Annotated in this window: 25 protein-coding genes and 1 tRNA gene; 15 read left to right on the plus strand and 11 right to left on the minus strand. The window is 62.5% G+C overall.

Translation table 11 applies throughout. The annotated features are described in order from the left end of the window. Positions 1-25: 25 nt before the first annotated feature. Positions 26-685 carry a TIGR00266 family protein gene (locus AC1XDK_RS04255; protein WP_483348521.1) on the minus strand — a complete coding sequence of 220 codons (660 nt, stop codon included), beginning with the start codon at positions 683-685 and terminating at the stop codon, positions 26-28. 176 nt (positions 686-861) lie between these two features. Here AC1XDK_RS04255 and AC1XDK_RS04260 point away from each other — a divergent pair, with 176 nt between their 5' ends. After that, positions 862-1,692, plus strand: a complete 831-nt coding sequence (locus tag AC1XDK_RS04260; RefSeq protein ID WP_483348522.1) for a class I SAM-dependent methyltransferase — start codon at positions 862-864, stop codon at positions 1,690-1,692. A 460-nt stretch (positions 1,693-2,152) separates the two neighbouring features. On the opposite strand, the gene AC1XDK_RS04265 is transcribed toward AC1XDK_RS04260, so the two are convergent. Then, a tRNA-Arg gene (locus AC1XDK_RS04265) sits at positions 2,153-2,227 on the minus strand. A gap of 93 nt (positions 2,228-2,320) precedes the next feature. Here AC1XDK_RS04265 and AC1XDK_RS04270 point away from each other — a divergent pair. Continuing rightward, positions 2,321-2,902, plus strand: a complete 582-nt coding sequence (locus AC1XDK_RS04270) for an AAA family ATPase (protein ID WP_483348523.1) — start codon at positions 2,321-2,323, stop codon at positions 2,900-2,902. Next, positions 2,899-3,318 (plus strand): RNA-binding domain-containing protein, encoded by a 420-nt coding sequence (locus AC1XDK_RS04275; protein ID WP_483348524.1) that lies wholly within the window; start codon positions 2,899-2,901, stop codon positions 3,316-3,318. Before AC1XDK_RS04270 ends, AC1XDK_RS04275 begins: the two co-directional genes overlap by 4 nt. A gap of 10 nt (positions 3,319-3,328) precedes the next feature. Here AC1XDK_RS04275 and AC1XDK_RS04280 read toward each other — a convergent pair whose 3' ends face one another. The 4 genes from AC1XDK_RS04280 to fer form a co-directional block, all read right to left on the minus strand. Next, positions 3,329-3,886 carry a magnesium transporter gene (locus AC1XDK_RS04280; protein ID WP_483348525.1) on the minus strand — a complete coding sequence of 186 codons (558 nt, stop codon included), beginning with the start codon at positions 3,884-3,886 and terminating at the stop codon, positions 3,329-3,331. Then, a complete protein-coding gene (locus AC1XDK_RS04285) occupies positions 3,887-4,465 on the minus strand; it encodes a magnesium transporter (protein WP_483348526.1) in 579 nt (192 codons plus the stop codon). 97 nt (positions 4,466-4,562) lie between these two features. Then, on the minus strand, positions 4,563-5,954 hold the full coding sequence (locus tag AC1XDK_RS04290) for a signal recognition particle protein Srp54 (protein WP_483348527.1): 1,392 nt from the start codon (positions 5,952-5,954) through the stop codon (positions 4,563-4,565). Positions 5,955-6,009: 55 nt separating this feature from the next. Continuing rightward, complete coding sequence (gene fer, locus AC1XDK_RS04295; protein WP_483348528.1) at positions 6,010-6,672, minus strand: ferredoxin Fer; 663 nt, start codon at positions 6,670-6,672, stop codon at positions 6,010-6,012. A gap of 124 nt (positions 6,673-6,796) precedes the next feature. Between fer and thpR the strand changes: the two genes are divergently transcribed. The 9 genes from thpR (at position 6,797) to AC1XDK_RS04340 (ending at position 13,103) form a co-directional block, all read left to right on the plus strand. Next, positions 6,797-7,354 carry an RNA 2',3'-cyclic phosphodiesterase gene (thpR, locus tag AC1XDK_RS04300; RefSeq protein WP_483348529.1) on the plus strand — a complete coding sequence of 186 codons (558 nt, stop codon included), beginning with the start codon at positions 6,797-6,799 and terminating at the stop codon, positions 7,352-7,354. A gap of 53 nt (positions 7,355-7,407) precedes the next feature. Beyond that, positions 7,408-7,560 (plus strand): 50S ribosomal protein L39e, encoded by a 153-nt coding sequence (locus AC1XDK_RS04305; protein WP_026177798.1) that lies wholly within the window; start codon positions 7,408-7,410, stop codon positions 7,558-7,560. Further along, a complete protein-coding gene (locus tag AC1XDK_RS04310) occupies positions 7,560-7,838 on the plus strand; it encodes a 50S ribosomal protein L31e (protein WP_483348530.1) in 279 nt (92 codons plus the stop codon). Before AC1XDK_RS04305 ends, AC1XDK_RS04310 begins: the two co-directional genes overlap by 1 nt. 4 nt (positions 7,839-7,842) lie before the next feature. Next, positions 7,843-8,508: a translation initiation factor IF-6 gene (locus AC1XDK_RS04315; RefSeq protein ID WP_483348531.1), complete on the plus strand. Its 666-nt coding sequence runs from the start codon at positions 7,843-7,845 to the stop codon at positions 8,506-8,508. Positions 8,509-8,614: 106 nt separating this feature from the next. Next, the gene (gene pfdA / locus AC1XDK_RS04320) at positions 8,615-9,073 is read left to right on the plus strand and encodes a prefoldin subunit alpha (protein ID WP_483348532.1); all 459 of its coding nucleotides are present in this window, start codon (positions 8,615-8,617) and stop codon (positions 9,071-9,073) included. Between the two features lie 6 nt (positions 9,074-9,079). Further along, the gene (gene ftsY / locus AC1XDK_RS04325) at positions 9,080-10,216 is read left to right on the plus strand and encodes a signal recognition particle-docking protein FtsY (protein WP_483348533.1); all 1,137 of its coding nucleotides are present in this window, start codon (positions 9,080-9,082) and stop codon (positions 10,214-10,216) included. A 387-nt stretch (positions 10,217-10,603) separates the two neighbouring features. Beyond that, on the plus strand, positions 10,604-11,572 hold the full coding sequence (locus tag AC1XDK_RS04330) for a methyltransferase domain-containing protein (protein WP_483348914.1): 969 nt from the start codon (positions 10,604-10,606) through the stop codon (positions 11,570-11,572). 62 nt (positions 11,573-11,634) lie between these two features. Beyond that, positions 11,635-12,627 (plus strand): thymidylate synthase, encoded by a 993-nt coding sequence (gene thyA, locus AC1XDK_RS04335; RefSeq protein WP_483348534.1) that lies wholly within the window; start codon positions 11,635-11,637, stop codon positions 12,625-12,627. Next, positions 12,624-13,103 (plus strand): dihydrofolate reductase, encoded by a 480-nt coding sequence (locus AC1XDK_RS04340; RefSeq protein WP_483348535.1) that lies wholly within the window; start codon positions 12,624-12,626, stop codon positions 13,101-13,103. The genes thyA and AC1XDK_RS04340 overlap by 4 nt, the downstream gene beginning before the upstream one ends. On the opposite strand, the gene AC1XDK_RS04345 is transcribed toward AC1XDK_RS04340, so the two are convergent. From AC1XDK_RS04345 to AC1XDK_RS04360, 4 genes are all read right to left on the minus strand, one after another. Then, positions 13,100-13,474 (minus strand): hypothetical protein, encoded by a 375-nt coding sequence (locus AC1XDK_RS04345; protein WP_483348536.1) that lies wholly within the window; start codon positions 13,472-13,474, stop codon positions 13,100-13,102. The genes AC1XDK_RS04340 and AC1XDK_RS04345 overlap by 4 nt on opposite strands. Then, on the minus strand, positions 13,475-13,843 hold the full coding sequence (locus AC1XDK_RS04350; RefSeq protein WP_483348537.1) for a hypothetical protein: 369 nt from the start codon (positions 13,841-13,843) through the stop codon (positions 13,475-13,477). 44 nt (positions 13,844-13,887) lie between these two features. Beyond that, positions 13,888-14,247 carry a DUF7473 family protein gene (locus AC1XDK_RS04355; RefSeq protein ID WP_483348538.1) on the minus strand — a complete coding sequence of 120 codons (360 nt, stop codon included), beginning with the start codon at positions 14,245-14,247 and terminating at the stop codon, positions 13,888-13,890. Positions 14,248-14,329: 82 nt separating this feature from the next. Then, positions 14,330-14,890, minus strand: coding sequence for a TATA-box-binding protein (locus AC1XDK_RS04360; RefSeq protein WP_231185757.1), 561 nt, complete (start codon positions 14,888-14,890; stop codon positions 14,330-14,332). A gap of 201 nt (positions 14,891-15,091) precedes the next feature. Here AC1XDK_RS04360 and AC1XDK_RS04365 point away from each other — a divergent pair, with 201 nt between their 5' ends. Further along, positions 15,092-15,823: a tetratricopeptide repeat protein gene (locus AC1XDK_RS04365; protein WP_483348539.1), complete on the plus strand. Its 732-nt coding sequence runs from the start codon at positions 15,092-15,094 to the stop codon at positions 15,821-15,823. Continuing rightward, entirely contained in the window at positions 15,820-16,110 is a 291-nt protein-coding gene (locus tag AC1XDK_RS04370; RefSeq protein WP_483348540.1) for a DUF424 domain-containing protein, read from the plus strand. Before AC1XDK_RS04365 ends, AC1XDK_RS04370 begins: the two co-directional genes overlap by 4 nt. On the opposite strand, the gene AC1XDK_RS04375 is transcribed toward AC1XDK_RS04370, so the two are convergent. After that, entirely contained in the window at positions 16,111-16,290 is a 180-nt protein-coding gene (locus AC1XDK_RS04375) for a hypothetical protein (RefSeq protein WP_483348541.1), read from the minus strand. It abuts the gene before it with no gap. 114 nt (positions 16,291-16,404) lie between these two features. Here AC1XDK_RS04375 and AC1XDK_RS04380 point away from each other — a divergent pair, with 114 nt between their 5' ends. After that, positions 16,405-17,649: an aminotransferase class V-fold PLP-dependent enzyme gene (locus AC1XDK_RS04380; RefSeq protein ID WP_483348542.1), complete on the plus strand. Its 1,245-nt coding sequence runs from the start codon at positions 16,405-16,407 to the stop codon at positions 17,647-17,649. Positions 17,650-17,737 lie beyond the last annotated feature (88 nt).

Raw genomic sequence — 17,737 nt, forward strand, 5'->3', positions numbered from 1 at the left:
GAGAATTTCGAACAGGCAGTCGGACTCACTCATCGTTCGATACGTTGGGGAGAGACCATCTGAGGAGCGCTACCGGACTTCGAGACTGCGTCCAAATCGTCCCCGGCCCTTCGAGTTCACAGAGGAGACCATCGCCGCCGCCCGTGGGCGACTGGACACTATCGGCCCGCGTCACGTCGAAGTCCACTGACCCTTCGAACGCGACGACGTGACCCGTGTCCACGAGGTACGTCTCACCGGGGTCGAGGCTGACCACCGAGACGGCCCCGTAACTGGAGAGGAACGCGAGCCCCGCCCCCGAGAGTTCGAGAAGGAAGTCGCCGGAGCACTCCACGAAGGTCCCTTCCTCGTCAAACGGCGCGTCGAAGTCGATGCCGGGTTCCGCCGCGAGAAACGAACACGACTGAACGTACAGCGTCTCGTCCCGGAGTTCGTAGTGAAAGATGTCGCCCGGAAACGGCGGCGCGAGCCTGACCGTTCCGGGGTTGTCCGCGGCGAACGTGGTCGAAAACGCCGCCTCCCCGCCGGAAACCGAACGTTCGAGCGACGGTGTCGTATCCGAGGGCACGCCCACCGTCGCCGAATGGCTGACCAGCGACCCCGACTCGGCCTGAACCTCCTCGTCCGCGTCCAGTGTCAGTACGAGTTCGGCGAACGCTGGCTGGTTCGTGATTTCGTACTCCATGCTCGGCTAGTACACGACATCGCGACGGATAGCCCTCCCGGCCTCCTTCCCACTTCGTGACCTGCTTTTTCCATGATGGGCTTTCGCGTTGACTTCGACGGGAAACCTGTTCGTATGCAGATATCGGCGTGCGAGCCTTCGGAACGGTTATTCGACGGGACTTCGACAGGAGAGGTATGACCGACGAGAATCGAATGGACGACAATCGCGTCCACTGGGACGAACTCGCCGAACTCCATCCCGAGACGGGATACTACGACGTCGACAGGTTCCGCGACGGGAAGACGACCCTCGATTGGCTCGAACGGGGAGGGGTCGGGGACGTCACCGGACGAACGATACTACACCTCCAGTGTCACTTCGGTATGGACACGCTGTCGTGGGTGCGCGAGGGTGCACGGCGGGCGGTTGGGGTCGACTTCTCGGCGACGGCCATCGGAACCGCACGAACCCTCGCTTCGGAGGTCGGACTCGACGACAGAGCGACGTTTATCGAGTCGGACGTGTACGACCTGCCCGACGTTCTCGACGAGCAATTCGACGTCGTCTTCACGTCGTACGGAGTGTTGAACTGGCTACCGGACGTGGAAGCGTGGGCGGAGGTCGTGGCGACGTTCCTCGAACCGGGCGGACGGTTCTTCATCGCCGAACTCCATCCGATGAGTCACGTCTTCATGGACCTCGACGTCGACGATGACGGGACTATCCGTTCGGAATGGCCGTACTTCTCGGACGACCCGCTGACGTTCGACGAGGAGGGAACGTACGCCGATTTCGGGGCCGAAGTCGACAACACGGTCACTCACGAGTGGTCACACTCGCTGGGGGAAATCGTCACGGCGCTCGTCGACGCCGGGGTCGTCGTCGACGAACTCCGCGAACACCCGTTTTCCTCCTTCGAGCAGCTCCCGGGGCGGATGCGCGAGCGACCGGACGGTCACTGGGAGATTCCCGACGAGGATTACCCGCTCACCTTCTCGCTCAAGGCACACAAGCCGTCGGAGTGAGGTTCCGAGTCATTTCCTTCAGCTGCTTCCTTATTATACGACTTTCCTAATTCGAATCCTGTGCTCGTCGCTCGTCTTCGGTGGCGGTGCGGTGTATGCTAGTAGTAGAACCGCGAGCGTAAGCGAGCAGGCCAAGGAACCCCCGGAGGGGGTGACGCAGTGTCTTCGTGAGTGAAACGAACGAGGGCAGGGAAGACGCGGTTTGTCTTCCCGTGCGAACGAATGGCTCGGAAGTTGCATGCCCGCGCAACGAAAAGCGAGGCGCTCCGCGCCTCGCTGCGAACGGCAACGCCGTGAGCGAGTGAGCAGGAACGTCTTCCGGTGCTTTTCATCAACGTTTTGCCAGCGAAGGAGTAAAACGACTGAGCACAGCAAAAGGTTGACGAGCACGATGGGAGTCACGCGAGGGTAGCGAGGGTGACTACATCGTGTGAGCGAGACGAGCGTAAGCGAAGTCGAGCGAGCACGATGGGATTCGAACCCACGGCCGTCGGATTAGAAGTCCGACGCTCTATCCAGACTGAGCTACGTGCCCTCGGTACAGCATTATCGGTGAACCTTCATAAGAAGGTGGGATTCTTCCCCGCAAACACAGCCCTTAAGCACGGTTCACGAGAAAATCAAACCGATGCGAGTAATCGGAACCGTCGGTCTTCCGGGGAGCGGCAAGGGCGAGGCCGCCACCGTCGCCGAGGAGATGGACATCCCGGTCGTCACGATGGGCGACGTCATCCGCGCGGCGTGTCGCGAGCGTGGTCTCGACCCGGCGAAACACCACGGCGAAATCGCCAAAGCGCTCCGGGAGGAGAACGGCCCGGACGCCATCGCACAGGCGTCACTCCCGCAGATAGACGAGGCACTGACGGCGAGCGACACCGTCCTCGTCGACGGGATTCGCTCGGGCGTCGAGGTCGAACGGTTCGAGGACGCCTTCGGCGACGATTTCGTGCTGGTGAGCATCGAAGCGCCGTTCGACGTTCGTGCGGACCGATTGAGCGAGCGCGGGCGCGACCACTCCGACGCCGACGAGGCGCGATTGCGAGAGCGCGACGAGCGGGAACTCGGGTTCGGTCTCGACCGGGCGATGGCGCGGTCCGACGCCGTCATCGACAACACCGGAACGCTCGACGGATTTCGTCGGCGGATTCGCGCCCTCCTCGAAACGGGACGGTCGGGGCTCGAGAACGTCGAAGCGGAGGAGAACTCATGATTTACAGCGTCGATATCCGAATCACGGCACCGGTAAACGACACGGAGATAGCGGCACGAATCGAAGACGCAATCGAGAACGTCTTCCCCGGTGCGGAGGTGAAGTCGGGCGGGGAGAAACTCGTCGCCGAAGCCCACAGCGTCGAACACTTCTCCGAACTCCTCCACCGACGGGAAATCCTCGACACGGCGCGAGGCGAGTTCTTCTCGGGACGGGAGGGGAACACGCTCTCGTTCGACCTGAAAAAGCAGGCCGCGTTTCAGGGCGTGGTCAATTTCGCCGTCGGCAACCCCGACGAACTCGGCGAACTCCACGTTCGTATGCAGGTCGACGACCCGACCGTCGAGGAGTTCGTGGATTACGTCGCACCGCCGACGGAGGACGGGAAACCGATAGACACCGGCAACGAGCGGTAAGCGGGCACTTTTACACTATCAGTTGCACCACGACGAACAGGACGATGACGCCCAGTACGTCACAGGCGTTCGTCACGACCGGAATCACGACGTCGTCGGGGTCGAGTTCGAAGCGATAGGCGACGTACGTGGCGACGAGCGTCACGAGAATGGCGACGAACGCCAACACGATGCCACTGACCAGCGAGACGAGGACCACGATGGGTAGCCCGAGCTTCGTCCCGCCGATGAGCCACGTCAGCGTCCACGCACCGAATCCGACCACCGGGAAAATCGTGACCGCGAGGAGAATCGTGGCGACGGCGTTTCCGGTAAGTACCTCGTCTTCACGTCCGAACGAGAGTGTTCCGAGGTGAAACGCGGTGGAGAGTCGTGCGGCGAGGATGCTCCCGAGGTTACCCGCCGTTCCGATGGTCACGGGCACCAAGGCGAGGAGCGTCGGATACTGTAACAGGGTACTCTCGAACGACCCGAGGACGAGTCCGCTCCCGATTTCGACCGTCGTGAGCACGAGCAACACCGGGAGCATCGCCCGCATGATGGACCGAACCGTCCAACGCGTCGGCATCTAGCCGCCCCCGAGTGCGACGACGATTCGGACAGCAAGCAGGAGAAACGAGATGCCGAACACGTCGCCCGTCGTCGTCACGAGCGGGCCGACGAGCGTGTCCGGGTTCTGCCCGCGGCGATACCCCGCAAAGACGACGAGGACGACGGCCACCGTCAGCGCTACGCCCGACAGCAACCCTGCGATGAGCGCGATTGCGAGGAGGGTCGGGAGCGGCGCGACGGAGTCCGAGAGGGCTTTCAGGACCACGAACGCGACCACCGACGCGAACAGGCTGGCGAGGATGCCGTTCGCCAGCGAGGCCACGATTGCCGCCCACACCCGTTCGTCGTCCGGGACGAACGACGGTTCGACCAACCCCTGATGGAGACCGGACGCGAGGCGCGCGCCGAGCGACCCGTAGACGTTCCCGCGGGTAGCCAGTAGCGCAGGGACGAGAACCAACAACCCCGCAATTTGGCGGAGTTCGGCGCGCATCCCGCCGAGGACGACACCGGCGAACAGCCCGCCCACCATGCTCGCCGCAAGCGCGGGGAGGGCCTCTCGGTATGCCTCGGCAGCGACTTCCCGGACGGTCATCTATTGCTGTGGAGGTGGCCACGGGACAAAAAAGCGGTGTGTTGCGGTTTCACTTGCGGCGGGACGTGGTATCCGACTGAATCGAATGGAAAAACGGCTATCCGAACGGACCCATGCCGCCCATACCGCCACCGCCGCCACCGCCGCCGCCCTGCATCTTCTTCATCATCCGCTCCATGTCGCCGCCCTGTCCCATTCCCTGGAACTGTTTGAGCGTCTGGGCCATCATCTTGTGCTGCTGGAGGAGTTCGCGGATTCGCTCCTCGTCCTGCCCGCTCCCGCGAGCGATGCGGCGAATCTGGCTCGCGCCGATGGAGCGCGGGTTTTCGAGTTCCTTGTCCGTCATCGAGTCCATGATGATCTCGAAACTCCGCATCCGGTCTTTCGTCACGTCCATCGCGTCGTCCGGCAGTTCGTCCATGATTCCGCCACCGAAGCCGGGAATCATGTCCATGACCTGGTCGAGCGGCCCCATCTTGTTCATCGCGTTCATCTGATGGCGCATGTCGTCCAGGGTGAACTGACCCTTCATCATGTCCTCGGGGTCCCAGTCCTCTTCTTCCTCCGTCTCGGACATGGCGCGCTCGACGCGCTCGGTGAGCTGTTTCAGGTCGCCCATCCCGAGCAGGCGCGAGATGAAGCCGTTCGGCTCGAACCGTTCCACGTCTTGGACCGTCTCACCGGACCCGAGGAAGGCGATGGACGAATCCGTCTCGTTGACCGCTGTCAGGGCACCGCCACCTTTCGCCGTCCCGTCGAGTTTCGTGATGACGACACCGTCGATGCCGATGGACTCGTCGAACTGCTGGGCTTGGTCCTTCGCACCCTGTCCGATTGCGGCGTCGAGGACCAGCAGGTTCCGGTCGGGGTCCACGACCGACTCGATTTCCTCGATTTCGTCGATGAGGTCGTCTTCGAGCGCGTGGCGACCCGCCGTGTCCACGATGTGGATGTCGGCGTCGGCCGTCTCTTCGAGACCTTTCCGCGCGATGTCCACGGGGTCCTCGTTGTCGGGGTCGCCGTAGAAGTCGACTTCCGCGCGGGAACACATCTCCTTCGCCTGGTCGTAGGCACCGGGCCGGAAGGTGTCCGTCTGGATGACGGCGGGACGAAGTCCCTTCTTCGAGAACCACCACGCCATCTTGGCGGAGGTGGTCGTCTTCCCCGAACCCTGCAGCCCGGCGAGGAGGATGGTCTGGTTTTCGAGCGGGATTTCCGTACTCTCGCCGACGAGGCCGACGAGTTCCTCGTAGACGATACTGAGGACGTGGTCGCGGGCCGTCGTCCCGCCCGGCGGTTCTTCCTCCAGCGCGCGCTCCTTGATGGACGAGGAGAGGTCCATGACGAGACTCACGTCCACGTCGGCTTGGAGAAGCGAACGCTGAATTTCCTTTACAATTTCCTCGACATCGTCTTCGCTGACGCGTGATTTCCCACTCAGTTTGTCGAGTGAGCCGCGAAGAGAGCTGCCGAGATTGTCGAGCACCATCGTTGTGCTTCCTTGGGTTCGTAGTCGTTTAAAGCCTTTTTCTAGTCCGTCGGCGTCAGTCGCTGGACCGCGCCTGCCCGAACTGCTGGGGCGGCAATCGGAGTTCGTCCAAGCCCGGTAGGTGTTTGATGTTGTAGATGACCTTCATGTGGTCCGTGATGGGTGCGCCGAGACAGGAGAGTCGAATCCCGCGGTCCATCATCTCGGATGAGAGGACGTGGTTCGAAGGCATACTCATCTCGCCTTCGACGACCGCCACCGCACAGTTCGCACAAGCACCGCCGCGGCAGGCGAAGGGCCACTCGTATCCCCTGTTTTCGGCCGCTTCGAGAAGGGTTTCGTTGGGACGGACGCGAAACTCTCCGAAATCTTCCTCGTCGAGTCCCACCGCGGCGGCCTTGTTGAACAGTCTATCGTCGTCCACGCTCCACCCGTAATCGTCGATAACTTCGTAGTTGAGGAACTCGACCACCGGATACTCCGGTCTGCGGTCTCGCGCTCGCTCCTCGGCGTCCTCGGTGTCGGCAGCTTCCTCGTCACCCTCGTCACCGACGTCTCCCCTCTGAATCGCTTGATACGCCGCTCGAACCCGCTGAAACTCGCGGTGAGACCCACCGTGGTCCGGGTGGGCTTCCTTTATTCGTCGTCGGTAGGCCTCGACGACTTTCTCGTCATCGGCATCCGAATCGAGTCCGAGAACGCTGAACGGGGAGTCCACGTGTGAGTGATAGGAAATGGAGCGCATAAATCCTCTTCCCCTACAACGGGGGTCCATCCCGTTGCGGAGTTGGTCCCGTTATCGGGCGTCAACGTTCAAGCCCGCTGCCGACGAAGGGTCTCGTATGCGACTGTTCGTGAGCATCGACCTGCCCGACGACCTCGCGGAGAGCGTCGAAGGCGTCCAAGACCGGTTCCGCGACGCCGACGGCCTCTCGTTTACGAACCCAATACAGGCCCACGTCACGCTCTCGTTCCTCGGCGATGTGGACGAAGACCGTCTGCCCGCAATCGAGGACGCGCTCCGAGCGGCCGTCGAGGACGACATCGACTTCGGTCCCTTCGACGCGGAAATCGAAGGCGTGGGCGTGTTCCCGAATACGGAGTACATCCGGGTCCTGTGGGTCGGCGTGGGGGATGGCGCGGAAGAGATGACGCTCCTCAACGATGCCGTCGAATCACGCTTGTATGACCTCGACTTCTCGCCCGACGACAACGACTTCGTTCCGCACGTCACCATCGCCAGAATGCAACACGCGGGCGGGAAGGAACTCGTTCAGCGGAACGTCCGCGAACTCGAACCGACGGTCGGGAGAATGGAGGTCGAGGAGATTCGATTGACGAAAAGCGAACTCGGCGCGGACGGCCCGAGCTATTCGACCGTCGCGGCGTTCCCCCTGTGAGGCCGTTTGAAAGGAACAAGATTTTATGCGACGGCGGAAAAGTGGCAACCACTATGGGCAAGAAGTCGAAGGCCAAGAAGAAGCGACTGGCCAAGCTGGAACGGCAGAACAGCCGCATCCCGGCGTGGGTCATCATGAAGACGGATCGCGACGTAATGCGAAACCCGAAGCGCCGCAGCTGGCGGCGTAGCGACACTGACGAATAATGAGCGCAAGTGATTTCGAGGAGCGAGTCGTGACGGTTCCGCTCCGAGACGTGACGGCAGAGGCAAAGCACAAACGAGCGAACAAGGCGATGAAACTGGTGCGCGGGCACCTCGCCCAGCACTTCAAGGTGGACGAGGACGACGTGCGTCTCGACCCCTCCATCAACGAGGTTATCTGGTCGCGCGGTCGGAAGAACCCGCCGCGAAAGCTCCGTGTTCACGCCGCCCGCTTCGAAGAAGAGGGCGAGTCCGTCGTCGAGGCGGAGTACGAAGAGTAGAGCGGTGCTTCGTACCGCGTTCAACGGCTCGGCGTACATCGGCGTCTTCGCACGTGTGACTGACGAGTATCTCCTCGTCCGCCCGGATTTGGACGACGAACTCCTCGACTCCCTCGGCGACGAGTTGGAAGTCGACGTCGTCGGAACGACGCTCGGTGGGTCATCCACCGTCGGCGCGCTCGTGGTGGGCAACGAAAACGGACTGCTCGTAAGCAGCCGCACCACTGACCACGAGCGCGAGCGAATCGAGAACATCGTGGACGTTCCACTCACGGAGTTCCCGGGGCGCATCAACGCCGCCGGCAACGTCGTTCTCGCGAACGACACCGGAGCATACGTCCACCCGGACCTCCCTCGGGAGGCCGTGCAAGCGGTTTCGGACGGACTCGACGTTCCGGTCGAACGGGGCACCATCGCAGGCGTTCAAACGGTCGGAACGGCCGGTGTGGCGACGAACAGGGGCGTTCTCTGCCACCCGAAAGCCACCGACTCGGAACTCGATGCCATCGAGGAAATCCTCGACGTCCCGGCCGACATCGGCACCATCAATTACGGCGGGCCGCTGGTCGGGTCGGGACTCCTCGCCAACGCCCACGGCTACGTAGTTGGAGAGAAGACGACCGGCCCCGAACTCGGCCGTATCGAGGACGCACTGGGCTACATCGACTGATTTTCGACTCGTTGCGTTTTCGGTCCGAGTTAGCAACATTCTTCCCGCTCGCTCACGCAGGTGTGGACATGAGCACGATTACTCGCGGAACGGAGCGTGGAGCACAATGATGGGCGGCGGCAATCAGCAGATGCAGCAGATGCAACAGCAGCTCCAGCAGTTGGAAGCCGAGAAGGAAGAACTGAACGGCGAAGTCGAAGACCTGCGCGACGAGAAGGGCGAAGTCGATGAAGCCATCGAGGCCATCGAAACGATCGACACCGATTCCACCGTGCAAGTTCCGCTCGGCGGCGGCGCGTACATCCGCGCGAACGTCGAAGACATCGACGAAATCGTCGTCGAACTCGGCGGCGGCTACGCCGCGGAGCGCGACCAAGAGGGCGCGGTCGCCTCGCTCAAGAGCCGCAAAGACCTTTTAGACGACCAGATCGCCGACCTGCAGGAGGAGATCGGCGAGGTCGAAGCGGAAAGCGACCAGTTGGAGCAGCAGGCACAGCAGATGCAACAACAGCAGATGCAACAGCAGATGCAGCAGATGCAACAGCAGGAAGACGAGGACGAGTAACCGCCGATGTTCGACAGTCTGAAGGATAAGCTGAGCGGGTTCCGTAAGGACGTCGAAGAGACGACCGAGGAGAAGGCCGAAGAGGCCGACGATGCCGAGGCTGAAGCGGTCGAGGAGACGAACGAAGCGGAACCCGCGAAGACCGAGACGGAAACGAAAACCGAACCGGAGTCCGAGCCGGCAGAAACGAAGACAGCCGACGACGACTCCGATTTGGAGGACGAAGAGGCCGACAGCGGGCGCGGCGGATTCGCACAGAAGGCGAAGTCGTTCGCCCGCGGTGAAATCGTCATCGAGGAGCAGGACGTCGAGGACCCGCTCTGGGAACTCGAAATGGCGCTCCTCGAAAGCGACGTGGAGATGAGCGTTGCCGGCGAGATGCTGGAAGGCATCCGCAACGACCTGGTCGGCGCGACCCGCAAGTTCAACGCCGAGACGGGTGACGTCGTCGAAGACGCACTGCGTGACTCCCTGCTGTCGATCATCAGCGTCGGGCAGTTCGACTTCGACCAGCGCGTCGCCGAGGCCGACAAACCGCTCGTCATCATCTTCACCGGCGTCAACGGCGTCGGGAAGACGACGAGCATCGCCAAGCTATCGCGGTACTTCGAGGAGCGCGGCTACTCCTCGGTGATGGCGAACGGCGACACCTACCGTGCCGGCGCGAACCAGCAGATTCGAGAGCACGCGGACACGCTCGACACGAAACTCATCGCCCACGAACAGGGCGGCGACCCCGCCGCCGTCATCTACGACGCGGTGGAGTACGCCGACGCCCACGACATCGACATCGTGTTGGGCGACACCGCGGGTCGCCTGCACACCAGCGAGGGCCTGATGGACCAGTTGGAGAAGATAGGACGCGTCGTGGACCCGGACATGACCCTCTTCGTTGACGAGGCCGTGGCCGGACAGGACGCGGTCCAGCGCGCGAAGGAGTTCGACGACGCCGCCGAAATCGACGGCACGATTCTGACGAAGGCCGACGCGGACTCGAAGGGCGGTGCCGCGATTTCCATCTCCCACGTCACGGGCAAACCCATCCTGTTCCTCGGAACCGGACAGGGCTACGACGACATCGAGCAGTTCGACCCCGAACGGATGGTCGAACGGCTTCTCGGCGACGAAGAAGAAGAGGAGTAATCGACCTCGGATTTTTTCGCACTCTCGACCGCGAGTGGCGACACGACCGCTTTCGGGACGCGCGATGGCGAACGATTCGCGCGGTCGGCGCGAATCGTTCCCGTGCCCGGGGAGGCAGGGGGACGCGGAGGGAGGGTGGTCGTGCGGTTCCGACCGCCCTCCCGCATGCGGTTGCGGTCATGGTCCCTAGCAGTTGGGTCACAGAATCGACGTCAAAGGGGGTCGTGACAATCGTGAAAATACCGTCGAGTGAGTGGTAGCGGTCACGATTTCGGAAACGGCACCAAATCAGTACAAAGAGACGGACTGTTTCGACGCGCGATTCGGAATCCCCAAGACGACGGCACTACTCCCCTCGAACGAAACCGGACGACGGAGATATCACTCGTGTACGTACTGGAACTCGGCGGACAAGACGACGAATTCGCGGCGTGCGAAGCGGCGAGCGCGGCGACCGGGGTCGAACTCCTCGCGCCCGGTCTCGCGCGGGCGGCGACTATCACGGAGCGCGTTTCCAACCTCGCATACACCCACCGGGCGAACGAACTCGTCGGGACGACGGACGCCGACGTGACGAGCGCTCAGATGCTGCTTTCCGCCGCGCCGATAGACCGCGAAGGGACGGTCGCGGTGCGTGCGCGGACGGTACGCGAGACGGCCGATATCAGCACCCAGCAGGCCGAGCGCGAGTTGGGGCAGGTCCTCGTGGACCGCGGCTTCGCGGTCGATTTGGACGACCCCGACCACGAACTCCGGGCGACGTTCTCCGAGGATTTCTGCGCGCTGGGGTGGACCGCAACCGAGAGCGTGCGCGACTACGGGACGCGCAGGCCGACCGACCGGCCGTTCTTCCAACCGGGGAGCATGGACCCGCTCCTCGCCCGCGCGCTGGTGAACATCGCGGGAGCGAAGGAGGGGACGACGATTCTCGACCCGATGTGCGGGACCGGCGGCGTCCTCATCGAGGCGGCGCTGGTCGGTGCCCGACCGCTCGGGGCCGACGCACAGGACAAGATGGTCCGCGGTGCAGCGAGGAACCTCGCCCACTACGCACCGGACGCCGACGCGGCCACGGTTCGCGGCGACGCGACCCACCTGCCGCTCGCGGACGACGCCATCGACGGCGTGGTGTTCGACGCGCCGTACGGTCGCCAGTCGAAGATAGCCAATCTCGACCTCGACGACCTCGTGTCGGGTGCGCTCGCCGAGGCGCGCCGGGTCGCATCCCGCGCCGTCGTCGTCGGCGACCGCTCGTGGGGGGGCGAAGCGAGGGACGCGGGATGGAACGTTGAAGACGAGTTCGAGCGTCGCGTCCATCGGTCGCTGACGCGATACGTGGTCGTGTTGTCTGACTGACAGACTGGAAACCGAGTCATCGAGAGGGTCTTTTATATATCGTTGAGTGGGAACACCCACCCATGAAGCAGTATCTCGGACTCGTCGAGGACGTCCTCCGGGACGGGACGTACAAGCCCAATCGAACCGGCGTGGACACGATTTCGACCTTCAGCCAACACTACGAGGTGGACCTGCGCGAGGGGTTCCCGCTCCTGACCACGAAGCAAATGGACGGGTTTCGCTGGGACTCGATGCTCCACGAACTCCTCTGGTATCTCTCCGGCGAGGAACACGTCCGAAACCTCCGCGAAAAGACCGGCATCTGGGACGAGTGGGCCGACGAGGACGGCAACCTCGACACGGCCTACGGCCGATTCTGGCGACGGTTCCCCGTTCCGAAGGAAGGGCTACCGGGCGAATCGTGGCCCGATGCGGGCCACCGGTGGCTGAACGAGGACGGAACGTTCGACCAGATTCGGTACGTCATCGACGGCCTGAACGAGAATCCGAACTCCCGTCGCTTCGTCGTCTCCGCGTGGCACCCTGCGAACGCGACCGTCTCGACGCTTCCACCGTGTCACTACACCTTCGTCGTGAACGTGCAGGGCGACACCCTCAACCTCCATCTCACCCAGCGCTCGGGTGACGTGGCGCTCGGAATTCCGTTCAACATCGCGGCCTACGCCCTCATGGCGACGGTGCTCGCTCGCCAGACCGGATTCGAGGTCGGGAAGTTCGCCCATACCATCGTGGACGCACACGTCTACTGCGGCGAAGGCGAACGCGGCGAGTGGTACCGCGACAACATCGAAGAACTCCGGACGCGTCTCGCCGACGTCACCGAAAAATCGGAGTACGAGGAGGTCCGTGAATGGCTCGAATCCGAAGCCCCCGAGGAGGAGACGGAGGCGATGGACCACGTTCCGGGCCTCCTGACCCAACTCTCGCGCACCCCGAAATCCCGTCCCGAAATCGAGATTATGGCGGATTCCATCGACGAGTTGACCTACGACGACATCGCGCTCCGGGAATACGACGCCCATCCCGGTATCAAATTCAGCGTGGCAGAATGACCCGCTTCGTCTGCATTGCAGCGGTCGCCGAGAACGGCGTCATCGGCCGCGACGGCGGCATGCCGTGGCACTACCCGGAGGACATGCGCCGCTTCAAGGAAATCACGATGGGCCATCCGGTCATCATGGGTCGGACGACCTACGAGAGCATCGCGGGGCAACTCGACGGACCACTTCCGGGACGGACGAACGTCGTCCTGAGTCGGTCGAACCCTGACCTGCCCGAAGAAGTCGTTCTCGTCCACAGCGTCGAGGAAGCGATGGAGACGGTGGCAGAACTGGACGACGTCGCGTTCGTCACCGGCGGCGCGACGGTGTACGAGCAGTTCCTGCCACACGCCGACGAACTGTTGCTCACCGAAATTCACGAGGAATACGACGGCGACACCCGCTTTCCCGAGTGGGACCCGGAGGAGTGGACGGAAGTCGAGCGCGACGAGCGCAAGGAATTGGATTTCGTCCGATACGAGCGTTAGGTGACGGCCGCGGGGATTTTTCGGTCGAGATGGAACCGCACGACGAGGAACGCGAACAGCATGGCGACGACCCACTTTGCGAGCGTCGGAACGGGCGCTCGAACGCCGTCGGTACCGGTGAGGATGCCGAGAACCGCGGTTCCGATGAGTGTCAACCAACCGAACAGCGCGACACGTTTCGGTTTTTCCGGACGATAGTACAGACAGAGGCAGGTCATCAGAATCGTCGCTCCGAGCGAGAGGTCGTACAGCGAACTACCGTATCCACCTCCGGGTCCGATGAAGAGTAGTGAGGTAAACACCGCACCAGCACCGACGTAATACCAGAAAAGGTCGGCGAATTTCCCCATCTCTTCGGCGAGTTCCCCCATCTACGCCCCGCTCCGTCGGAACCGGATTTTCGGCTTCGCCCACGCGACGACTGCGCCTACGAGAAGGGCGACGACCCACGCGCCAAACGCAGTCGGTTCCCAAGCGTTTCCGACTTCGAGAACCCCCCAGAGAAGGATAGTCGTCGGCCAACAGACGATAGAGAACAGCCAGACCTGTCCGTACGAGACAGGGAAGATATCGAGCGCGACGAGAACACCGATGACGAGTCCCGGCACGTACGTGACGAGGAGGGCCTGCCAAACGGGGGTGCTGGAGAAGAACATCGGAAGATAGGAGAACGGAAGCGTCAGCAGCAGCACGCTCCCGACGACGATGCCGACCTGTTCGAAACGGCGGGGGAGGTCCATACCGTTTGGGAGGAAGGTCGAGGATAAATGCTTTCTCGGGGAGGTTACTGCGGCGACGGCGGCCCGATGGAGATGAGATACGCCAATCCGCCGATGACGATGCCGCCGAGCATGGTGACGACGATATGGATGAAGGTGACGAACCCGGCGGTGCGCCACTTCAGGCGGAAGACGACGTGGAAGAGCGAGAGGTCCAGCGCGAGCGCGATGAGAATCACGAGCGGCGGGAAGTACTGTTGAAGGAGAAACGGCAGGGCGGCTATCGGCGGCCCGATGACGAGGGCACGCCTGAACGGGATGCTCCCGAGGACGTTTCGCGCGGCGATGAACCCCGTCACCGAGAGGAAACCCGCCAGCAGGAGGTACGTTCCGACGAGCGGCGTCAAGTCACCCAGCAGTGCCATACCCGTGGTTCGGGAGCGAATCGGCTTGTGTATGGCGATGTTACTCCGGGGTCGAAAACCGCGAAAGGGAAGAGAGGAGACGTTATTCCAGCAGACCGAGTTCTTCGAGGCGGTCGGTGATTTTATCGACGGCCTGTTCGGCGTCCTCGGGCTTCTTGCCGCCGGTGATGACGAGTTTGCCGGAGCCGAACAGAAGAGCGACGACTTCGGGTTCGTCGAGACGGTAGACGAGGCCGGGGAACTGCTCGGGTTCGTACTCGATGTTCTCCAGACCGAGACCGATGGCGATGGCGTTGAGGTTCAGGTTGCGTCCGAGGTCCGCGCTCGTGACGATGTTCTGGACGACGATTTCGGGGTCGTCGTTGACCTGAATGTTCAGCTCACGAAGCTTGTCGAAGACGATTTCGAGGCTCTCGTGTACGTCCGCGGTGCTCTTCGCGCCGGTACAGACGATTTTGCCGGAGCGGAAGATAAGTGCGGCCGATTTGGGATTCTGGGTACGGTAGACGAGACCGGGGAACTGCTCGGGGTCGTAATCCGCGCCCTCCAAGTCCATAGCGACACTTTGAAGGTCGAGTTCCTGCCCGATGCCCGTCGAGGCGACCACGTTTTCAATGTTGATGGTTTCCTTGGGGTCGGTCATAGCGCGACTTAAATGACGTATTTAAGGTTTATAAAGGTTGGTAGTCCAGACTGACACGACGAAAACCGCCTTTATCAGCAACCGACGAACGAAATCCTGATGTAGGAGCTTCTTCGGGCGGTTTTTGGGTATTTCGAAACGAATGGACTCGACGGGTCACGTGCGCAGACCTTAACAGTGCGCCGCTCCAATCGGCGGGTAATGACCGACGAGCGAAGTCACAAGTTCTCCGAGGGAGAAGGCTTCGGCGACCCGTACGACGAGTTCGACCTGGACCCACCCGAACTCGAAGTGAACCCGGACGAGGTGGACCCGGTCGACTCCCGTGTCGTCACCGACCTCCTCGACCAGCAGGCGATTCCACGGGACAGGGTGTCCGTCGCCGACCTCATGGAAGTCGGCTTGAGCTACATGCAGATAAACCGCTTCGAACAGGCGACCGAGACGTTCGAGCGGGCGGCCCAGTTCGCCGACGAGGATTCCCTCGACGCACAGGAAGCGTGGACCAACAAGGGCGTCGCCCACGCCGAACTCGAAGAGTGGGACGCGGCCATCGGCGCGTACCGCGAATCGCTCCACATCGACGACGACAGCGAACACGCAGCGACGGCGGAGACGAACCTCGCCTACGCGCTCTGGGAGTCAGGACGAACGGAGCAGGCGCTCGAACACTCCGAGCGTGCCGTCGAAATCGACCAGCGATTCCCGCAGGCGTGGTTCAACCGCGGCTTCTTCCTCCTCGAACGCGGCCTCGTGGAGGACGCCGTGAACTGCTTCGACAACGCGATCCGCCTCGGCTTCCGGAACGCACAGGTCATCGAGGAGAAGGCCCGTGCATTGGAAGAACTGGGTGAGGACGAAGAGGCGGAGAAGCTCGCCGAGGAGGCAGAAGAGATGCGTCGGGAGGCGGAGGAAGAACTGATTCAGGAATGATACTCAAGGAGCGCGACACCGGAGAGGGCCTGTTGGTCGCGGTCTGTGACACCGACGTGCTCGGGGAGACGTTCGAGACGGACGAGTTGACGTTCACCGTCACGGAGGAGTTCTACGGCGGCGACGAGGTCGACGAGGACGAAGTCGTCAACAGCCTCAACCGTGCGGACGTGGCGAACATCGTCGGTGCCGACGCCGTGGCACTGGCAGTCGACGCCGGGTTCGTGGACGAAGCGAACGTGCTCGAACTGGATTCGACCCGGCACGCACAGTTCTTGCGAGTATAATCAGTCGAGGTACGCCGGGACGTTCACCGCGACCAGACACAGCAACGACCCGACTATCGTTCCGATAGCGACGGTCAGCAGTCCGGTGTGGAAGGCGACGGCGACGAACGCGTGAAAGACGCCGACGAACGCGAGGGCGAGAAAGATCATGCTCGCGCCGAGTCGTCGTTTGGAGACCATACCGAAAACGAGGGGTCGAAGGTCCTTAATCCGCATTGCCCGGTCGTAATCGATTTCCGTTTCCGTTCTTCTAGACCGAAGAAGTGTTCCCACTCGAAACCCAATTCGTACACAATGGAGCCACAACAATCCGACGCGCTGGACGTGGCGCGTATCCGCGAGGAGTTCCCCATCCTCCAGCGGGAGTTCAACGGGAATCAAGTGGTGTACCTCGATAACGCGGCGACCACGCAGACGCCGGAAGCCGTCATCGAGAGCATCAGCGACTACTACCGGAACTACAACGCGAACGTCCACCGCGGCATCCACCAGTTGAGTCAGGAGGCCTCCATCGCCTACGAGGAGGCCCACGACAAACTTGCCGAGTTCATCGGCGCGAACGGACGCGAGGAGATGGTGTTCACGAAGAACACGACCGAATCCGAGAACCTCGTCGCCTACGCGTGGGGCCTCAACGAACTCGGCCCCGGCGACGAAGTCGTCCTCTCCGAGATGGAACACCACGCGTCGCTCGTGACGTGGCAGCAACTCGGGAAGAAGACCGGCGCGGACGTGAAGTACATCCCCGTGACCGAGGACGGCTACCTCGACATGGAAGCCGCAGAGGAGCTCATTACGGACGACACGAAGATGGTTAGCGTCGTCCACGTCTCGAACACGCTCGGGACGACGAACCCCGTCGGCGAACTCGCGGACATCGCACACGACCACGACGCCTACATCTTCGTGGACGGCGCACAGGCGGTCCCGAACCGCCCGGTGGACGTGCAAGCCATCGACGCCGACTTCTACGCCTTCTCGGGTCACAAGATGGTCGGCCCGACCGGTATCGGCGGGCTGTACGGCAAGGAACACATCCTCGACGGGATGGAACCGTACCTCTTCGGCGGCGACATGATTCGGAAGGTCACCTACGACGACTCGACGTGGGAGGACCTGCCGTGGAAGTTCGAGGCCGGAACGCCGAACATCGCGCAGGGAATCGGACTCGCGGCCGCCGTGGACTACTTGGAGGACATCGGCATGGAGCGCGTCCAGCGCCACGAGGAACAACTCGCCGAGTACGCCTACGACCGTCTGACCGAGGAGGGCGACGTGGAGATTTACGGCCCGCCGGGCGACGACCGCGGCGGACTCGTCTCGTTCAACGTGGACGGCGTCCACGCCCACGACCTCTCCAGCATCCTCAACGACCACGCGGTAGCCATTCGTGCGGGCGACCACTGCACGCAACCGCTCCACGACAAACTCGGCATCGCGGCCTCCGCGCGGGCCTCCTTCTACATCTACAACACCCGCGAGGAAATCGACAAACTCGTCGACGCCGTGGACGACGCCCGACAGTTGTTCGCCCAGTAAGCGGCGTCGATTTCGTTTTTCGAGCGGTTTCGAACACAATCAGCCGAGAGCGACGCATCTGATTTCTGGACGCGCGAAGCGGACACCT

This window comes from Haladaptatus sp. HS23 (assembly GCF_056892285.1).

Bases quoted from the DNA above. Each gene is read 5' to 3' on its own strand.
- AC1XDK_RS04255 (WP_483348521.1), bottom strand. From the start codon at position 685: ATGGAGTACGAAATCACGAACCAGCCAGCGTTCGCCGAACTCGTACTG.
- AC1XDK_RS04260 (WP_483348522.1), top strand. From the start codon at position 862: ATGACCGACGAGAATCGAATGGACGACAATCGCGTCCACTGGGACGAA.
- AC1XDK_RS04270 (WP_483348523.1), top strand. From the start codon at position 2,321: ATGCGAGTAATCGGAACCGTCGGTCTTCCGGGGAGCGGCAAGGGCGAG.
- AC1XDK_RS04275 (WP_483348524.1), top strand. From the start codon at position 2,899: ATGATTTACAGCGTCGATATCCGAATCACGGCACCGGTAAACGACACG.
- AC1XDK_RS04280 (WP_483348525.1), bottom strand. From the start codon at position 3,886: ATGCCGACGCGTTGGACGGTTCGGTCCATCATGCGGGCGATGCTCCCG.
- AC1XDK_RS04285 (WP_483348526.1), bottom strand. From the start codon at position 4,465: ATGACCGTCCGGGAAGTCGCTGCCGAGGCATACCGAGAGGCCCTCCCC.
- AC1XDK_RS04290 (WP_483348527.1), bottom strand. From the start codon at position 5,954: ATGGTGCTCGACAATCTCGGCAGCTCTCTTCGCGGCTCACTCGACAAA.
- thpR (WP_483348529.1), top strand. From the start codon at position 6,797: ATGCGACTGTTCGTGAGCATCGACCTGCCCGACGACCTCGCGGAGAGC.
- AC1XDK_RS04305 (WP_026177798.1), top strand. From the start codon at position 7,408: ATGGGCAAGAAGTCGAAGGCCAAGAAGAAGCGACTGGCCAAGCTGGAA.
- AC1XDK_RS04310 (WP_483348530.1), top strand. From the start codon at position 7,560: ATGAGCGCAAGTGATTTCGAGGAGCGAGTCGTGACGGTTCCGCTCCGA.
- pfdA (WP_483348532.1), top strand. From the start codon at position 8,615: ATGATGGGCGGCGGCAATCAGCAGATGCAGCAGATGCAACAGCAGCTC.
- ftsY (WP_483348533.1), top strand. From the start codon at position 9,080: ATGTTCGACAGTCTGAAGGATAAGCTGAGCGGGTTCCGTAAGGACGTC.
- thyA (WP_483348534.1), top strand. From the start codon at position 11,635: ATGAAGCAGTATCTCGGACTCGTCGAGGACGTCCTCCGGGACGGGACG.
- AC1XDK_RS04340 (WP_483348535.1), top strand. From the start codon at position 12,624: ATGACCCGCTTCGTCTGCATTGCAGCGGTCGCCGAGAACGGCGTCATC.
- AC1XDK_RS04345 (WP_483348536.1), bottom strand. From the start codon at position 13,474: ATGGGGGAACTCGCCGAAGAGATGGGGAAATTCGCCGACCTTTTCTGG.
- AC1XDK_RS04350 (WP_483348537.1), bottom strand. From the start codon at position 13,843: ATGGACCTCCCCCGCCGTTTCGAACAGGTCGGCATCGTCGTCGGGAGC.
- AC1XDK_RS04355 (WP_483348538.1), bottom strand. From the start codon at position 14,247: ATGGCACTGCTGGGTGACTTGACGCCGCTCGTCGGAACGTACCTCCTG.
- AC1XDK_RS04360 (WP_231185757.1), bottom strand. From the start codon at position 14,890: ATGACCGACCCCAAGGAAACCATCAACATTGAAAACGTGGTCGCCTCG.
- AC1XDK_RS04365 (WP_483348539.1), top strand. From the start codon at position 15,092: ATGACCGACGAGCGAAGTCACAAGTTCTCCGAGGGAGAAGGCTTCGGC.
- AC1XDK_RS04370 (WP_483348540.1), top strand. From the start codon at position 15,820: ATGATACTCAAGGAGCGCGACACCGGAGAGGGCCTGTTGGTCGCGGTC.
- AC1XDK_RS04375 (WP_483348541.1), bottom strand. From the start codon at position 16,290: ATGGTCTCCAAACGACGACTCGGCGCGAGCATGATCTTTCTCGCCCTC.
- AC1XDK_RS04380 (WP_483348542.1), top strand. From the start codon at position 16,405: ATGGAGCCACAACAATCCGACGCGCTGGACGTGGCGCGTATCCGCGAG.